The 16,864-nt window shown below is 43.0% G+C and carries 14 protein-coding genes and 1 pseudogene; 5 read left to right on the top strand and 10 right to left on the bottom strand.

All coding sequences use genetic code 11. The annotated features are described in order from the left end of the window. Positions 1-24 precede the first annotated feature (24 nt). The 3 genes from A4S05_RS06700 to rfbD all read left to right on the top strand — a co-directional run bounded on the left by A4S05_RS06700 (position 25) and on the right by rfbD (position 2,818). The gene (locus A4S05_RS06700; RefSeq protein ID WP_069069043.1) at positions 25-1,101 is read left to right on the top strand and encodes a glucose-1-phosphate thymidylyltransferase; all 1,077 of its coding nucleotides are present in this window, start codon (positions 25-27) and stop codon (positions 1,099-1,101) included. 104 nt (positions 1,102-1,205) lie between these two features. Further along, positions 1,206-1,751 (top strand): dTDP-4-dehydrorhamnose 3,5-epimerase, encoded by a 546-nt coding sequence (gene rfbC, locus A4S05_RS06705; protein ID WP_141699656.1) that lies wholly within the window; start codon positions 1,206-1,208, stop codon positions 1,749-1,751. A 176-nt stretch (positions 1,752-1,927) separates the two neighbouring features. Beyond that, positions 1,928-2,818, top strand: a complete 891-nt coding sequence (gene rfbD / locus A4S05_RS06710) for a dTDP-4-dehydrorhamnose reductase (RefSeq protein WP_069069044.1) — start codon at positions 1,928-1,930, stop codon at positions 2,816-2,818. A gap of 76 nt (positions 2,819-2,894) precedes the next feature. Here the strand turns inward: rfbD and A4S05_RS06715 are convergent, their stop codons facing one another. Then, positions 2,895-3,629, bottom strand: coding sequence for a 2-phosphosulfolactate phosphatase family protein (locus A4S05_RS06715; RefSeq protein ID WP_069069045.1), 735 nt, complete (start codon positions 3,627-3,629; stop codon positions 2,895-2,897). A gap of 448 nt (positions 3,630-4,077) precedes the next feature. Here A4S05_RS06715 and A4S05_RS06720 point away from each other — a divergent pair, with 448 nt between their 5' ends. Together A4S05_RS06720 and A4S05_RS06725 are read left to right on the top strand one after the other, a co-directional pair. After that, on the top strand, positions 4,078-4,497 hold the full coding sequence (locus tag A4S05_RS06720) for a BlaI/MecI/CopY family transcriptional regulator (protein ID WP_069069046.1): 420 nt from the start codon (positions 4,078-4,080) through the stop codon (positions 4,495-4,497). After that, on the top strand, positions 4,497-5,336 hold the full coding sequence (locus A4S05_RS06725) for a M56 family metallopeptidase (protein WP_069069047.1): 840 nt from the start codon (positions 4,497-4,499) through the stop codon (positions 5,334-5,336). The genes A4S05_RS06720 and A4S05_RS06725 overlap by 1 nt, the downstream gene beginning before the upstream one ends. A gap of 328 nt (positions 5,337-5,664) precedes the next feature. Here the strand turns inward: A4S05_RS06725 and A4S05_RS40080 are convergent, their stop codons facing one another. The 9 genes and pseudogenes from A4S05_RS40080 to A4S05_RS06770 form a co-directional block, all read right to left on the bottom strand. Then, on the bottom strand, positions 5,665-7,845 hold the full coding sequence (locus A4S05_RS40080; RefSeq protein ID WP_141699657.1) for an nSTAND1 domain-containing NTPase: 2,181 nt from the start codon (positions 7,843-7,845) through the stop codon (positions 5,665-5,667). 2 nt (positions 7,846-7,847) lie between these two features. After that, positions 7,848-8,918, bottom strand: coding sequence for an AAA family ATPase (locus tag A4S05_RS06735; RefSeq protein ID WP_069069048.1), 1,071 nt, complete (start codon positions 8,916-8,918; stop codon positions 7,848-7,850). 285 nt (positions 8,919-9,203) lie between these two features. Beyond that, positions 9,204-10,076, bottom strand: a complete 873-nt coding sequence (locus A4S05_RS06740; RefSeq protein WP_069069049.1) for a 6-carboxytetrahydropterin synthase — start codon at positions 10,074-10,076, stop codon at positions 9,204-9,206. A gap of 390 nt (positions 10,077-10,466) precedes the next feature. Further along, on the bottom strand, positions 10,467-11,168 hold the full coding sequence (locus tag A4S05_RS06745; RefSeq protein WP_069069050.1) for a J domain-containing protein: 702 nt from the start codon (positions 11,166-11,168) through the stop codon (positions 10,467-10,469). A gap of 15 nt (positions 11,169-11,183) precedes the next feature. Further along, the gene (cysK, locus tag A4S05_RS06750; protein ID WP_069069051.1) at positions 11,184-12,146 is read right to left on the bottom strand and encodes a cysteine synthase A; all 963 of its coding nucleotides are present in this window, start codon (positions 12,144-12,146) and stop codon (positions 11,184-11,186) included. A 70-nt stretch (positions 12,147-12,216) separates the two neighbouring features. Further along, a complete protein-coding gene (locus A4S05_RS06755) occupies positions 12,217-12,654 on the bottom strand; it encodes an Rrf2 family transcriptional regulator (protein ID WP_069069052.1) in 438 nt (145 codons plus the stop codon). A 340-nt stretch (positions 12,655-12,994) separates the two neighbouring features. After that, positions 12,995-14,701: an iron uptake porin gene (locus A4S05_RS06760; RefSeq protein WP_069069053.1), complete on the bottom strand. Its 1,707-nt coding sequence runs from the start codon at positions 14,699-14,701 to the stop codon at positions 12,995-12,997. Between the two features lie 565 nt (positions 14,702-15,266). After that, on the bottom strand, positions 15,267-15,548 hold the full coding sequence (locus A4S05_RS06765) for a 4a-hydroxytetrahydrobiopterin dehydratase (protein WP_069069054.1): 282 nt from the start codon (positions 15,546-15,548) through the stop codon (positions 15,267-15,269). Positions 15,549-16,592: 1,044 nt separating this feature from the next. Further along, positions 16,593-16,864: pseudogene (locus tag A4S05_RS06770) on the bottom strand (photosystem II D2 protein (photosystem q(a) protein)); the annotation flags it as partial.

Here is a 16,864-nt window from a genome sequence, read left to right on the forward strand (position 1 = left end):
ACTTACAACTAATCCTCAATCCTTATGAAAGCACTAATTCTCTCTGGCGGGAAAGGTACACGTTTACGTCCCCTCACCTATAGCGGAGCAAAACAACTCGTACCAGTTGCGAATAAACCTGTTTTATGGTACGGCATTGATGAAATGGTCGCTGCTGGTATTACTGACATTGGCATCATCATCAGCCCGGAAACAGGGGCAGAAGTCCAAGGGAAAACCGGAAATGGAGAATACTTTGGAGCAAACATCACCTACATCGTACAAGAACAGCCACTCGGACTTGCTCACGCCGTCCAAATTGCCCATCCGTTTTTAGAAAATTCTCCCTTTGTCATGTACTTGGGCGATAACCTCATTCAACTAGGTGAGTTACGTTACTTTCTGCAACAATTTAGTCAACAACAGCCAGATGCTCTGATTCTATTGCGTTCAGTTGCCAACCCTAGCGCCTTTGGTGTGGCTCAGGTAGATGAAACAGGACGGGTATTACAGTTAATTGAGAAACCGAAAGTTCCTCCTTCAAATCTGGCATTGGTAGGAGTTTATTTCTTTTCTCACCTCATCTTTGATGCGATCGCAAATATCCAACCTTCCACCAGAGGCGAACTAGAAATCACTGATGCTATTCAATACCTAATTAATCAAAACAAGCAAGTTGTAGCTCATAATCTCCAAGGCTGGTGGTTAGACACTGGTAAAAAAGATGACTTATTAGAAGCTAACCGATTAATTCTCGATACATATTTAACAGCATCAGTTCTTGGTGAAGTTGATGCCCAAAGCCAGATTATTGGGCGAGTCCAAATCGGTGCCAAATCTCAAGTGATTAACTGCACAATTCGGGGCCCAGTAGTCATTGGTAGCAATTGTCATTTAGAAAACTGCTTTATTGGCCCTTATAGTAGTATTGCTAATAATGTGACACTGATTGATACTGATTTAGAACACAGTGTGATTTTAGAAAGTGCTAAAATTGCCGGAATTCATCAGCGCATAATTGATAGTGTCATTGGACAAAGGGCACAATTGACTCTCGCACCCCGTCGCCCCAAAGCCTTGCGATTTCTAATTGGCGATGACTGTCAAATTGAACTAACTTAAAAACAGGAAAAGCCACAGTCGAAGTGTTCCCTGCTAGCTGTAAAATACAAGCATTAAATTGCTCTTACAATGAACACTGTGGCAGATTACTCGAAATAATATTAATGAGCATTGTACATACCAAAATTCCCGAAGTTATAGAACTCGAACCCCAAGTATTTGCAGATGATCGTGGGTTCTTTTTTGAAGCCTACAACGACCGAAAATTTGCCCAAGAGACTGGTATTGTTGCCCACTTCGTCCAAGATAACCACTCTGGCTCTAAACAAAACGTTCTGCGGGGATTGCACTACCAAATCCAACAACCCCAAGGTAAACTTGTCCGAGCTATTGTGGGTACTATCTTTGACGTAGCCGTAGATATTAGAAAAAGCTCTCCTACCTTTGGTAAATGGGTAGGTTCTGAACTCAGTGCTGAAAACAAACGCATACTGTGGATACCACCAGGCTTTGCCCACGGCTTTCTCGTGCTGTCAGAAATAGCCGAAGTTCTCTACAAAGCTACAGATTACTACGCACCCCAAGGCGATCGCACAATTCTATGGAACGATCCAGATTTAGCTATAGATTGGCCTCTGAGTGCGTCACCGATTTTATCAGCTAAAGACCAAGCCGGGAAACCTTTGAGAACTGCTGAAGTATTTGATTAACGTAGTAATTGGTCATTGGTCATTGGTCATTGGTCATTGGTTGTCAGATACCCAGCTTATTGCTATACCCTAAGCTTACTTTTATAGTGTGCGGAAAAACTTTGTCTTTCATCGAACTAATTCAAACCAAGTTAAAGAGTGGGCATGGCTTTTCTTGGACAAATGACAAATGACAAATGACTAAATCAATTTTGCTGATTGGCAGCAACGGCCAAGTGGGTAAGGAACTACAACAAATACTCCCATCCTATGGCGATATTATCTCAGTAGAACGCCCAACAGTAGACCTTGCTCAACCCGATACCCTCCGCAACATTATTAGATCAAAGCAGCCGCAAATCATAATTAACGCTGCTGCTTACACTGCTGTAGACAAAGCAGAAAGCGAAACTGAACTTGCGATCGCGATTAATGCTACTGCACCCCAAATTCTTGCCCAAGAAAGCCAAAAACTAGGAGCTTTCCTAATTCATATTTCGACCGATTATGTTTTCGATGGTAATGGGTATCGCCCTTACCAGGAAACCGATGCGACTAATCCTTTGAGTGTCTACGGAAAAACCAAACTCGCTGGAGAAGAAGCTATTCGGCAAACTTGCGCCCATCACCTCATCCTCCGCACTGCTTGGGTTTATGGAAACTTTGGCAAAAGTAACTTTGTTAAAACCATGCTGCGGCTAGGTGCAGAACGCCAAGAAATCCGTGTTGTCGCGGATCAAATTGGTAGCCCGACTTGGGCGCAAGATATAGCCGCAGTCATAGCCCAGACGATTCTCCAGCTAACACCAGAAATTAGCGGCACTTATCACTACACTAATAGCGGTGTTGCTAGCTGGTATGACTTTGCAGTTGCCATTTTTGAAGAAGCCCAACAGCTAGGCTTCCCTTTAAAAGTTGAACGGATTGTCCCCATTACAAGTGCCGAATATCCTACACCAGCCCGTCGCCCAGCCTATTCTGTGCTTGCTTGTGGCAAAATTTCAGCAATTCTAGGGACTTATCCCCCCCATTGGCGACAAAGACTCAGACAAATGCTCACAGATTTGAAAATTGGGCATGAAGATTAGGGGAGAGGTGACAGGTGACAGGTAATAATCTGTACCCTGTAACCTTTACCCTATTCCCTTCTTCAGTCCCCAGTCCCTATCCCCTTTTTAAAACTCCCGTTTCATGTTGTATGGGCAAGACATCTAAAATATCAGTTTGGGAACAATATTTTAAATCATCTAGACAGTCAAGACGCAACAATCGTTGACCGTGACTAGCTTGGTGAAGTAATCCCAATAAATTATCTTGCCACTGAGAATAAAGAGCGATCGCACTAACAACTTCATCATTACCAGCTAGTTCTTCTGGTGACAACTGGGTTTGTTGCAAAATACTATGAGCGATCGCACCTGCACAAACTGTATCCTCTAAGGAAAAACTACCTTCCCAACCAGAACCGACAATCCACACTGTCTCTGGTTGTTTCTCTAGGAGAAATTGCACCACCGCCGCCCGGTTAATCAAGGCTGCTGCTAATAGATTTGGGGAGTCTTGTACCCTTTGTAAGGCACGAGTACCATTGGTGGTACTGATAAATAAGCGACGCCCCTGCACTAATTCTGGTGTGCAGTCGAGGGGAGAGTTTCCCAACTCAAAGCCAGGTACTTTTGCACCGCCGCGTTCTCCGGCCCGCAGACGTTTTTCAGAGGGCCATTTTTCGCTAACTTCAATTAACTGGTCTAAATCGCTGAATACTTGTACAGCTTCGCCTCCAGCCGCCAAAACTGTTGCAATTGTGCTAGTGGCTCGCAAGACATCGACTGCGATCGCACATTCTGGCGCTTTATCCGTTGGAGTCAATTCAGGAGTGTGATATACGAATAGCTTCACGCGCTGGATACACCTGCTTTAATACAACTGCCGCAAATAATATTCTACCTAGTTGGTGTCACTAACTATAGTCACAATTGTTCTTGGAGCATTTTTTACCATCAAAATACAAAATGTATCTCATTCAATACATAGATGGGAGTCGGTAGAAACGCAATTAATCGCGTCTCTACTAGGGAGTCGGAAAGAAACCTGCTAGGGATTTTAACTAAATCTTAAGAGTCCCTAATCCCTAATAAATACTCCAAAAGCCCATTTTTGTGCTTTTAGACTTTCAGACTTGCTGCACTATCTTGTAACCTAAAACAAGAACAGAATTTTTAAATGGGGAAAATTTACAGCTTCAAATTTACAGCCCAAAGAGACGGATATCCACTCATTCCCCATTCTCCAGTACAGACGCGATTAATTGCGTCTCTCCCATTCCCCACTCCCCATTGAAATTGCTATGGCACCTTTACCCGACTACCGCCCTAAACAACTATCTTTAGGCCCGTTGGAAGCGGAAATTTTAAATATTATCTGGGAACTTGGTTCAGCCACAGTCAAGGATGTACACGATCGCATTCTAGCTGATCCCAACCGCGAATTAGCGTATACTTCTGTCACCACCGTTTTACGTCGCCTCACTGATAAAGGTTGGCTGGCCTGCGACAAGAAAGAGCGGGCATTCTATTGGCGGCCAATGCTGAGTAAGCAGCAATCAGATGTCATCAAAGCTCACGAGCAGTTACAGCGATTTCTGGCGGTGGGAAATCCTGATGTTATTGCTGCTTTTGCAGATAGCTTAGATGAAGCAGCTAGTGAGCAAATAGCAGCGATCGCCAAACGTATTCAATCTGCACGCCAAGCCAGGGAGGAACAATGATGCATCTGATAATGATTTTGAATGCTTTAGCAGTTGCCTGGTGGTTAAGATCCGCTTGGAATCAACCCCAAGGCAATTGGAGTCTGCGGTGGCAGCGATCGCTATTTTTGTTCCTCTTCCCGCCCTTGCTAATTTTTATGACAGCGATCGCTGTGCTGTTCATGGGCCCCCAAGGACAAATGGGCGGAATGTATACAGGCTCAATTAGCTATTTACTAGCATTCATTTATTTGGCATTTTTTGCCATTTCATGCATTAAACTTGCCTTCCAGGGTTGGCAGTCTGTAGAATCTGCCCGTAACTGTCCCTTAGTGGATGTTGGTAATAGACGAGCTAGACTGCTGCAAACAGGCGCGTTGTTTGCAGGTCAAATCGGCTTTTGGCAACCAGAACTAGTGGTTAGCCAAGGATTAGTGCGAACTCTTTCACCGGCTCATTTAGAAAGCGTCTTAGCCCATGAGCAAGGGCATCACTATTACAGGGATACGTTCTGGTTTTTCTGGCTGGGTTGGGTGCGTTCTTGCACCGCTTGGTTGCCGAATACAGAGCCTTTGTGGGAAGAACTTTTAGCTTTGCGCGAACTCCGTGCCGACGGTTATGCAGCGTTGCAGGTAGATCCTTTGGTGTTAGCGGAATCACTTTTATTAGTAGTTAGTAGCAGCCCCGTCTTATCGGAAATTTGCTGTGCTGCATTAGGTTCTTCTGGTGCAGATCGTTTAGAACAAAGAGTAGAAGCTCTATTAGCACCACCAGAACCAACCCCAGAAGCTCAATTACAATCTTGGCATGGCTTTCTGTTGGCGTTTTTACCTCTACTGACTGTGATATTTCATAGTTAAGTTGAATTTAGCAAGCTACTACAGCACAAAATCGTGATGTTTGTAACGAAAATCGTAGCGTTGGTAATAAAAACGTATTGTTTGTAACGAAAATCAGATTGTTTGTAACGAAATTATTGTGTTTGTAACAAAAATCAGATTGTTTGTAACGAAATTATTGTGTTTGTAAGGAAAATTGTAGCGTTGGTGATGAAAACGTATTGTTTGTAAGGAAAATCGTAGTGTTTGTAACAAATATTGCGACGTTGGTAATGAAAACGTATTGTTTGTAACAAATATTGCGATAAGAACAAATTAACAAGCGGTAATTACGAATTACGAATTACGCTTATTCTTCTTCTAGCAACTGTTCTATATACTTTTGTACCAAAGGCACTTGAAAAGCATTGCCTTCTGGAGTCAAGATTTCTTTTCGCGTTAGTTTGCGGATAACACCTTTATCTTGCGGTGTGGGAGTTTCCCCGTGGATTATCCGACGCAGGAGAGAGCGATCGCTATCTGTTAAACTCCTCCATAATTCCCGAAAATACTGATCGCCTCGCTCAAGCACAATAGGTATAACTTCTTTAACATCCTGTACAGTAACTTTTGCTGTATCTGCTTCTCGCCTGTTTCTTCTGATATCGCGGTTTAGCAACTCCACCAACTCATAACACACCAACTGAACGAGATAAGGTTGACAGCGAGTAAGTTGGATAATTTCATTTACAGCAGTTGGTTCATAGATATCGCGGAAGTTCTCTACTGGCTGTTGAATCAAATCGCGGGCTTCTAACTCGTGCAGGTAAGTCATTCGCAAAGCACGGGTGTTAATTAGATAGTCACTCCAGTAATCATCAAGTTCAGATAACTCCTGTGAACCACTAAAAAGTAAAATCCACTTGCGTTGGTGTTGAAGCAGGTTACGAATAAAATTGAGCGGCGCACGGCTGCTTGTTGCTTCCACTACCTCACCGAGACGTTCATATTCATCCAAACACAGGAGAAATTGCTTACCGGAGTTGTTGCGTTCTATTTCTGCTAACCAAGTTTGCAGCGCGGGAAATGGATCTTCAGCTAGTTTATTGGCATTTGGATGAGGCAAGTATACTCTGCGGGGTAATCGCCGTGCAGCTTCGATAATTTGTTGAGCTAAATTCTCAGCCAATCCTTTTAACGTTGTAGCTGATGCTGCACCTTGTAAATCTACCAGCAAAGGTACAATATTTGCTTGTATTCTGTAAGGTAGATATTTCAGCGCTGAAGTTTTCCCTGTCCTCCGCCCACCATAGAGCAACAACACTGGCGGTTGCTCAGAAAGCGCCAAAGTTTCAATTTCCCGAAATATATCAATTCGCCCTTTGAAACGATTCCTTGCTGTTTCTGGGTCTAGCGAGTTACCAGCAATATAAACTTGCCTAATTTCTTTTGATTGCTGTGCCTGTTCCTCTAAAGTGCGCTGCGCCGTCTCTAATATAGTCAGCCAGCTTTGTGCAGTGTTGCCAAAAGAGACAACAACGCGAGCATTTTTTGTCAAAGCCAGACTTTGCCCCAGTTGGCGTAATGCATTAATGGGAATATTCAGTAACTCATATTTACGATAAGGTGAAGTTGCTTCCTCTGATGCCCGTACATTCTGACTAATATCCAAAAATTGGGGCAGTACAGCGCCAAGTTCCTTTGGTGGTGGTGAGGGAATCCACGCTAATTGGTTGGCAATGTCTACAATATCGCTCAACCTCTGACAACGGTTGAGAATATCTACAGCAATACCAGAAATTGCCTGTGCTGCAACTTTTTGCTGGTTAGTGGATGTAATTAGATAATTAATAGTCTCACGGGCAGCATCTGGGTTCTTTCCATAAGCCTCTACAATCATCACATCCATGAAAGGCAGAGGTAAAATAATCAATTCATCAAAGCGAGGGGGCAGATATCGCAAACAATTTACCCGCTTTTCATTGGGAAACAACAAGAACAGGGTAAGTATCCATAGTAATTCTGGCAACCAGAAGTAAACCCGCAGCACACCTAAAATAAACGCCACGCCTAGCGCCACGCCTAGCGCCACGCCGAACGCCACGCCGAACGCCACGACGAACGCCACGCCTGATAAAAATATAGCCGCAAGAAAAAGGGCAAGTATAGCAACAAGGATAATAACTAGCCTATTTTTATTACCACCACGGTCTAGAACCCTTCCTATAAACCAGCCCATCAAAAAACTACAGCTTTTGAACCAGTCAAATGATTCACCACTAATCAGAGTGTAAACTGGTGCCACCAGCAACACGGCAAACATTGGGACTATAGCAATTAGCCACCAAACTTGCCCAGCATAGCGACGCAGGCGGGGGTTAATGCGAAACTCAGCCCGTTTATCAAAGGGGTTATCTCTCGGCTTCAGTTCTGGATGAATATCGCTCAACCAACGTTCAAAGGTAAAAGGCTTAAAGTAAATCCAATACAAAAGGCGAAGACATTCAACTACATAATTCCAAAAGACTGATGTTGGAGATGTGTTACTCATGGCTACTTTATCCCCAACTTGTCGCGCACAAAATCCCAAACTTGGCTCCAGTGCAGTACACCCGCCAAAGCAAGGATAACCATTACTATAATTGCCATTCCAATTATCCAGCTACCAAAATCACCTAGAGTTTCGCCAGTGAACTTGGTAAAACTACCCAAGCGCTTTGGTAAATCTACAAATATAAAATACAGATGCGATCGCCAGTTCAATTGCTGTTGTTTAGAATCTGCAAGCTGTTGTTCAAACTGCTGTTTCGCCCACTTGATTGCCTTGCCTTGTTGACGTGCTTCCCACAAATAGTAACCAGCCAATTGCAACTTGTAAGGATGACGACTACCCCACTGCTGGGCATTATTCTGTTCGTCTACACTCAAAGCAGCACCATTTGTAGAGCGAGTTGGTAAGCGCGACAGTTCAATAGCCTCATCTGTAGTTAGTTCATTCAAATAAATAGTGTGACCAATATTGAAAAAACTAGAGACAAACCGATGCTCGTTAGCATAAACATCCAGTTGTTTACGGGAAGCCACCACTAGCATCAAGGCATTGCTATCCATCAGCGATCGCAAATTGTCATAAAATCCATTATCGAATTTATCGGGATGTTTCAAAAGGCTTTCAAAATCATCCAAACAGAGAACAGGTAGCTTTCCTTGCTGTTTCCATTGCTTAACCGCATCTGAAAAAGCTTGACGATTAAGCGGTTTAGTCTTCCAACAATTTTGCAGACTGCGTTGTTGCCATCCCTGAACGTGACTCAGTAACCCTTCTGCCACAGCCTCATAAAAACCCGTTTCAGTTTGGCAATCTACACCCCGTAAAGGTAGGTAAATTACCACATAACTACTGCTGTTGTTTAATACTCGCTGCTGCCAAGTCAGAACGAAATAATGCAGCAACGAAGATTTACCAATGTGCTTCTCACCAACTATATTTATACTTGTAGGCTGATCGCCCTGCATCCGAGATGCGATCGCGTGTAATTCATCTTTACGACCGACAAACAGCCTGGGATCTTCAATCATCCCCGCAGCCACAAAAGGATTAGAAGGCAGCGCTCCAGAAGTCATGTAAAGCGTTATCCTAGTTTCAGCAATTTAAGTGCAATCACCTAAAACAATACCACTAGTCCCATAATCTCTTTGCAGATCACAAAGACGCGATAAATCACCGTACCAATTTGTAGAGACGGCGATTCATCGCGTCTTGTCTTAAACGTGGTATCTGAGAAAAATATTTATTTGGCAAATGGCCCAATGTTCACTGCTAAGAGTGTAGAACAAACTTTTCTAGCTTGGGCATGGGCATGGGGATGATATAAATTCCCTATGTCCTATGCCTGGATTTTAAATTACTTAAACGCTTGCCAATACTGGCTGATTCACGGTTGTACTGGCTGAGTCTAATTCAGACTCCGTACAATAAATTTCACAGGAGTTATTGGGACTTTCAATCAGTTTTACTTTGTAAAGTTTAGCTCCCAATTCCTGAATGGGCGATCGCAGTAAATTACTAATGTAAAGTGCGATATTCTCAGCAGTGGGCACAACTTCGGCAAAGTAGGGAATATCTTTGTTTAAAAATGTGTGATCGAATGGCTCTACGACATAATCTTCTACCACTTTATTCAGGGCACCTAAATCAATAATCATGCCAGTACGCGGGTCAATTTTTCCTTTGACAGTGACTTCTAGATGGTAGTTGTGTCCGTGACCGTTGGGACGAGCGCACTTACCATAAATCTCAGTGTTTTCTTCGTTACTGAGTTTAGGATGAGCTAGCCGATGGGCGGCGCTAAAGTGAGTACTGATGGTGAGGTAGGCTTCCATTGCGTTTCCCATATAATCTGCCCAAAGTTCAGGATGTTCAAATAACTGCACACGGACTAGAGGCAAATGGGGTGCTAGCCGCTGCCAGATAATCCGTGCAATATTCTCAGTGGTAGGCAGAGTTTGTTGAAATTCTGCCCACACATCGTTGAGATAAGAGAAGTCCAATTGACTGGTAACTTCCCGTTTAATTACGTGTTTCACATCAGACAAGTTCAGCACCATGCCATATTCATCTAATTCCCCGGTTAGGGAGATAAATAAAACATAGTTATGTCCGTGTCCCGGAAATCTAGTACCAGCACCAAATTTCTCAATATTCTCGGCTTCACTCAGTTCTGGCAACCAATAACGATGACTTGCTGAAAACTGGGCGCGGCGATTAACAATGCATTGCATGAGTACACTATGAGCAGAATTTAAAATTTCTTAATCTTTTTCCTTTTCCAGCATAAACTAATTTCTTAGTCATTAGTCCTTTGACATCTATAGGACTCATATTTGATTTCTGAAAAAACTCAGTACAACTAAGAAGCCTTCTTGACTGTTGCCTGTAGCAAGATTGCCTATTGCCTGCCTACGCAAATTAGTTCAGAAATCAAAGCGGATTCCTATATCAGGATTAACCCATGCCCCATGCCAATACTGTTCGGTTAAGCATTTTTAACTTGGAATTGGGTTTTGGGAAAAGGTTACTGGGTTTGGGTTAAAGGTTTTTCTTTCTCTTTTTCCCCTTCCCCTTTCCCCCTTAACCGAAAAGTATTGTGCCCCATGCCCCATGCCCAATTACTATGTAACAGACGCTTGTGCCTCACAGTGTAATCCCGTAGCTATGCGGAATAGTTCTTGACCTGTGTGCAAATAACGCTCATCGTAATTCAAAGGAAAGTAACCTAATTCTTCGAGTCCATCTGCTACCTGATCGAGGCTGTAGTATAGGTGAGCCGCTGTTCTTGCTAGACTAGGGGGATTTGGTAGGGAGCGAAAAGTACTTTGTGCCTGTTTAAGGTCATCTCGACAGGCTTGTAAGTATTCCTGGAATTCATCTAACAGCTCATCATCAAACGGATCAGCAGCTAATTGCTCCATTTGTTCTTCTAACGAATAAAGAATGTTACAAAGCAAACGATTAACTGGTTGGTAAACTTGGCGCAGCCATTCCTCAACTTGCTCATCAACATCGCGTCCGGTTTTTCGTCTTGTCTGGTGATGCCTTTGCGCTGATGCTGTACGCTGTTGGCGATCGCTATTTAATTTTTGAGAGTCATCTTGCAGTTCTTGGTCATAATTACGGCGATTTTGGTTATCGCCTAAGACCTCATAAGCTGCATTGATGCGGATAATCTGCTCGTGATCGGCTGTATCCTGATTACTGTCAGGATGAAATAACTTAACCAAGCGGCGATAAGCAAGCTTAATCTCCGCTTGGCTTGCACTTGGACTAACTTTGAGAGTTTCGTAATGGTTAGAAACGTGCTTAGAATTGACCATTAATTCAATGTATCGTTAACTGACGCTAGTGGCTAATCTTGCCTCCAAGTCTTGGAACAACGGTGTACTCAAATACCTCTCGCCAAAACTGGGCTGAATCATCACAATTAAACGTCCCTTATTTTCTTGACGTTGGGCGACGCGAATTGCTGCACATAAAGCTGCTCCACTAGAAATGCCAGATAGTAGCCCTTCTTCTTTTGCCAAACGCCGACTGTAGGCGATCGCTTCTTCATCGGTGACAGTAATCACTTCATCAATCAATTTTATCTTTAATACTTGGGGAATAAACCCAGCACCAATTCCCTGAATTTTGTGTGGCCCTGGTCTTCCCCCTGATAAAACAGAGCTATTGGCTGGTTCAACAGCGATCGCCTTAGAATTAGGTTTGCGTGCTTTAATCACCTCCGCTACACCAGTGATCGTACCACCTGTGCCCACCCCTGCCACAATGATATCTACTTGTCCATCAGTATCTTCCCAGATTTCCTCTGCTGTAGTTTCCCGATGCACTTTTGCATTAGCTGGATTGCGGAACTGCTGCAACATATAGGTATTTGGCGTAGTATTAACTATTTGTTGTGCCCGCCCAATTGCTCCACTCATACCTTCCATACCTGGTGTTAGTTCCAGTTCTGCCCCGTATGCCCGCAACATTGCCCGACGCTCCCCACTCATCGTCTCTGGCATTGTCAAAATTAATCGATAACCCTTGGCTGCTGCTGCCATTGCGAGGGCAATTCCTGTGTTTCCAGATGTGGGTTCTACCAATACTGTTTTCCCAGGAGTAATCAGTCCCTCTTCTTCAGCAGCGTTAATCATACTCACCCCAATCCGGTCTTTAACTGATGCCGATGGGTTCATACTTTCCAGCTTGACCACAATTTCCGCAACACATCCTTCTGTTTGAGGAATACGGTTCAACTGCACTAGGGGTGTACGACCAACCAGTTCTGTAATGTTACGAGCTATTCGCATAAATTAGTCCTTAATTATTAATTATTTGTTATTAGTCATTAGTCATCAACAAAGGACAAATGATTCTTGACTAAATGTAGTACATGATATCTAACTGCCGTCGGGAATCTCGTTTTTCACAAAGATCCTGGAGCGTATATTTTTGTAACACTGAATTTGCCGCAAAACTTGCTTCTTGCCAAATTTCTTCTATAACCGAACTGTCTACCGTTTTGGAATTAACCTTTTCTTCACCAGTCCGCGCCTCTAACCCTTCTAAACATTCTAAAATCTCAAAAAGGATGATTTTTCGGGGTTCTCGCGTTAAAAGATAGCCACCTTTTGACCCGCGTTGACTCTTGACTATACCCCCACGCCTCAAGGTTGCTAGTAGTTGTTCCAGATAACGATCAGGTATATTTTGTCGTGCTGCAATGTGTCGAATTTGCAGCGGTTCGCCACTTTCGTAATGAGCAGCCATTTCTAATAAGGCGAGAATTGCGTATTCCGATTTACAGGATAGTTCCACAAGTAACAATAAATTAGGGGTTAAGAATTAGGAGTTAGGAATTAAAAGTCATTCAATTTGAATTTTATATTTTTCCTTCAATATAAAATCCCAAGTTCAAAATCGGCAGAGTTAGGATATTAAGCAATATGTAACTTTATAAAGCCAACTTAAATTAGAAAAGCTCATTTAGAAAAAGTTACTCACGGCGTAAGTCACTTGTAGAATTCACAACTCCTAACTTTTCTAGTATACTCCGGTTAAATACTGGGGTTTATCCATTGCTGCTACTCAAAACAAAAAGCCCCGCCTCATGGCGGGGAGAAATAGAGTTCAAAATTATTAGTGGATAGTCAACACTCTAGAAGGTGAAAGTTGTTCTGAGCGTACCGATAATTGCATCGTCGTTATCGCTGTTTTGACCAGGAGAGGTCAACCAGATTACACCAGGGGTAACAGAGATGTTATCTGACACGCGATACTTGTAGAAACCTTCAAAGTGATAAGGTACATCATTACCACTACCAGCAAAAACTGCTCGGTTACGAGAATAAGGTTCTGCTCCAGCGAAAATACCTAAAACATTACCCTGTTTACCAAAATCAACTAAAGCAACCCCAGCACCGTAGCTCCAAGCTTCATAATCATCATCTGCACCGAAGCCGGTGACATCATGGTAAGAGACGAAGCCACTAATTGATAGCTTGTCGCTGGGTCTAAACGCAGCTGACAGACCGTAGGAATTGCTGGAACCTTCACCTAGTAAAGCATTACCTTGTCCAGTACCTACTGCAACAAGATCTGCGTTTGACGTAGAACCGGAGTTGAATAAATTACCAGCTCCGCCATTATATGCGTGGACGTAGGTAGCAGCTAAAGCCAAGCGATCGCCTACACTAAAGTTAAACTGTCCTAAAGCTGCATAGTCGCCGTTGGTAAGACCTTGACCAAGACCAGGATTATTCGCTTCTGATGCCAAGTAACCCGCAGTTATTGAACTATTTCCCAAAATACCGCTGTTTTGACCAAAGGGTATGTTGAGCGCTATACCTGCACCACCACCAATCCTATAAATGGGACTTTCAGAAGCAAAGCTAGACAGGGCGCCATTACCACCGTCAGTTTGATCGAAAAAGTAGGGGTTGTTAACAGCAGCGTAATGGCTGTGTCGTCCGCCACTAGCTGCGAGGTAAACGTTGGCTGGGCCTATGGGAACTTCATAGGTTAAACGGTCTATTTTGACACTGTTGCCACCATCGCCATTACCGACTTGAAAGGTTTGTGTACCTTCATTAGTGACTACAGGAGTATCAAGTAAAAAAGCTTCTGCATTACCAGCAGCAAGACGTGTGTGTAAAACATCTCTACCTGTGAAGCTGGTTTGCAAGTCTAAGCGTACTCTGTTTTGGAAGACAGTGTTGTTGTTGTCACCACTAGTACCGCCAAACACATCACTAACAGCAAAAATGGCTTCACCAACTAGTTTGGTGGTAGTGGAGAACTGATTAGCTTCCAATTCAGCAGTCCGCGCTTCTAGGGAATCAACACGACCGCGTAGAGTTGCCAGTTCTGCGGAAAATTCTTCTTGTAACCGCTGCAAAGTAGCTAAATCTTGTTTAGTAACCAAATCAGCTGTTGCTGTGGCAATCAATTCGTTAACTCGATCTAAACAGGCATTCAAACCAGCAGCAAATTCATAACGAGTCAAGGCACGATTACCGCGATAAGTAGCATTTGGGTAACCTGCAATACAACCATAGCGTTCAACCAAGGACTGCAATGCTTGGAATGCCCAGTCGGTGGGTTGTACGTCGGAAAATTGAGAAACCGATGTTACTTGAGACTGAGAGTTATTTTGATTGCCTTCGTTACTGTAGCGATTAACTTGATCTATGGTTGTTTGAGCCAATATTTCTGGCTGTTGGACAACTTCAGTTGCATTTGCTTGTCCGGCTGGCGATACTTCAGTGGTTGTGTTTGGGGCGGCAATTGCTGTTGCCGAAACTAACAATGTTGCTCCCAAAACTGCTGGGCTAACCACTAAGGATTTCCACAAAAGATTAGACATCACTTTACTCCTCACACCTTGTTTAGATAATTGGTTTCGTTGCACCTAATTCTCAAAAATGCGACATCTCATTGAAACCTGTGGATGAGGCATAGTAGCCACTACTACAATTTTAGTTTTTGCAAAGCTAATAAACGATTAACTTGAGGTTAAAAACTTATGTGATTAACTTATGCAAAAACATATCTTTATATCATAACATTATAAAACATCTGATCTAGATGGCAAGATTGGAGCGATCGGCTTAATAACTGTCACACATACTTATCTAAATATCTAAGCAGGGAGTAGGGTTTAGGGCATTTGCTCCTACTTAGCAAAATTGCTGAAAGCTTTAGACACTTAGCGGCTTGTCATCAAAAATAACTTTTTCCAGTTAGAGAAAAAATAAATCAACCTAAGTTACACAATGTAAATTTAGTTAAATTGGTTGTAATAAGCGGCTCCAGCCTTGGAAATAAGGCTAGAGCCGCTTACTACGAACCTTTAATTATTCACGCTTACCTACTTAGTTTGCGTCGCGGTTACTTCCAGTCAGTTGATGCAACATATCAAAAGAAATTGCTTAGTGAATTTTGGAAATTGCCTGTGCTACATCAAAGTCTGTCTGCGTCAACCCGCCTGCATCATGTGTTGTGAGTGTAATCTTCACTTTGTTGTAGGAAATCTCTATATCTGGATGATGTCCTGCTGACTCAGCCGGCTCCACCAGCTTATTCACAAATTCAATTGCTTCGATAAAATCTTTGAATGTGCGGGTAATCTGCAACTTAGAGTCTTCAACAGTCCAACCTGACAGAACCTTTGCCTGTTCTTGAATTTCCGCTTCAGTCAGTAATTGTGCCATATCAAAAAATTCCTACTTATATATCTCTTATATTTTGCATCTGACAAAGGCAAATCCCTTTTATTCTCTACACAGAAAGTATTGGAGGATCGACTAAGGCATAATGCGTGTGTGCATATTTAAATCAGATTTGATAGATGCTATTGCTCACATCTAGTCAGACCCCAAGTTTGATCGAACAGAAATCAGGAGTCAGGAGTCAGAATTCAGCAATGTTTTCTGTATGACTGGCGGATAGCGCCGGCGGCAAGCAAGTCCGCGATAGCGTAGCGTTAGCGAGTATTTTCGAGTCGCGTCTGAATAATCGGCGTTTTTGCACCCTCACAAAACAAGAAAATTTAGTGGTCTTCAAGACGCTCGCGGACTCGCTAACGCTGTGCTATCAGTCGGGGATTCAGACCCGCGACTGATTTATTCTGACTTCTGAATTCTGAATTCTTCTTCAAGTAAGATATTTTTCTTTTTAAGAAAACTTAAACGTATTGGTTTTACCCACATTAGGCATCGCCATCTAAGTTTTCAAAAGTAAACATTGATAAAACAAAATTCACCTATAAAAAACTATCCGCCCTGATTTAGATCGGTTGATCTAAGTCAGGGCGGTCTAGCGGGTCTTCAGGTTGCAACCAGACTGCCGGAAGGAACTCCGAGCTTGCCTAGCTACTTGAGCTAACTTAGTATCTCAAAGATGACTAAGGCTAACTTTTAGAGAACAGCCCCGGCACACAGCCGGCTAACTGCAACCTGATGACCCATGCATTTACTACTTTCTATCATGGGCATCACCTCCTTATTGCCTAAGCGGTCTTAGTTTCAAAAGGCAGAGCATTTACTCTGGGTTCATAACCTTCACCTAACATAACATACAAATTTAGAGATATTAACCATGTACAGAAAAAAATCTCCCATCTTTATGATGGGAGATTAGTGGAGAATGGGGAAAATTGACGTTTTATTGACTGATTACAAGGAGATTATTTAATCTGTGGGGTGTCAACTTTCGGCAACCACAATTCTTATTCAGGTCATGGTCGGCTTGTAATATTAGAGAGCGTTACCGCGAGGTAGAACTTCCTCAGGGAATACAAATTGTTCGTGGGGTTGATCTTGAGGAGCCATCCAAGCGCGGATACCCTCGTTCAGCAAAATATTTTTGGTATAGAAGGTTTCAAACTCAGGGTCTTCCGCCGCCCGTAATTCTTGGGAAACGAAATCATAAGCCCGTAGGTTGAGTGCTAAACCGACGATGCCGACGGCACTCATCCACAAACCTGTGACTGGCACGAACAACATAAAGAAGTGCAACCAGCGTTTGT

The organism is Nostoc sp. KVJ20 (assembly GCF_001712795.1).
Lineage (GTDB): Bacteria > Cyanobacteriota > Cyanobacteriia > Cyanobacteriales > Nostocaceae > Nostoc.

Excerpts from the sequence above, each read along its gene's own strand:
- A4S05_RS06760 (WP_069069053.1), bottom strand. The coding sequence starts at position 14,701 with ATGTCTAATCTTTTGTGGAAATCCTTAGTGGTTAGCCCAGCAGTTTTG.
- A4S05_RS40080 (WP_141699657.1), bottom strand. The coding sequence starts at position 7,845 with ATGAGTAACACATCTCCAACATCAGTCTTTTGGAATTATGTAGTTGAA.
- A4S05_RS06735 (WP_069069048.1), bottom strand. The coding sequence starts at position 8,918 with ATGACTTCTGGAGCGCTGCCTTCTAATCCTTTTGTGGCTGCGGGGATG.
- cysK (WP_069069051.1), bottom strand. The coding sequence starts at position 12,146 with ATGCGAATAGCTCGTAACATTACAGAACTGGTTGGTCGTACACCCCTA.
- A4S05_RS06725 (WP_069069047.1), top strand. The coding sequence starts at position 4,497 with ATGCATCTGATAATGATTTTGAATGCTTTAGCAGTTGCCTGGTGGTTA.
- rfbC (WP_141699656.1), top strand. The coding sequence starts at position 1,206 with ATGAGCATTGTACATACCAAAATTCCCGAAGTTATAGAACTCGAACCC.
- A4S05_RS06740 (WP_069069049.1), bottom strand. The coding sequence starts at position 10,076 with ATGCAATGCATTGTTAATCGCCGCGCCCAGTTTTCAGCAAGTCATCGT.
- A4S05_RS06720 (WP_069069046.1), top strand. The coding sequence starts at position 4,078 with ATGGCACCTTTACCCGACTACCGCCCTAAACAACTATCTTTAGGCCCG.
- A4S05_RS06700 (WP_069069043.1), top strand. The coding sequence starts at position 25 with ATGAAAGCACTAATTCTCTCTGGCGGGAAAGGTACACGTTTACGTCCC.
- A4S05_RS06765 (WP_069069054.1), bottom strand. The coding sequence starts at position 15,548 with ATGGCACAATTACTGACTGAAGCGGAAATTCAAGAACAGGCAAAGGTT.
- A4S05_RS06745 (WP_069069050.1), bottom strand. The coding sequence starts at position 11,168 with ATGGTCAATTCTAAGCACGTTTCTAACCATTACGAAACTCTCAAAGTT.
- rfbD (WP_069069044.1), top strand. The coding sequence starts at position 1,928 with ATGACTAAATCAATTTTGCTGATTGGCAGCAACGGCCAAGTGGGTAAG.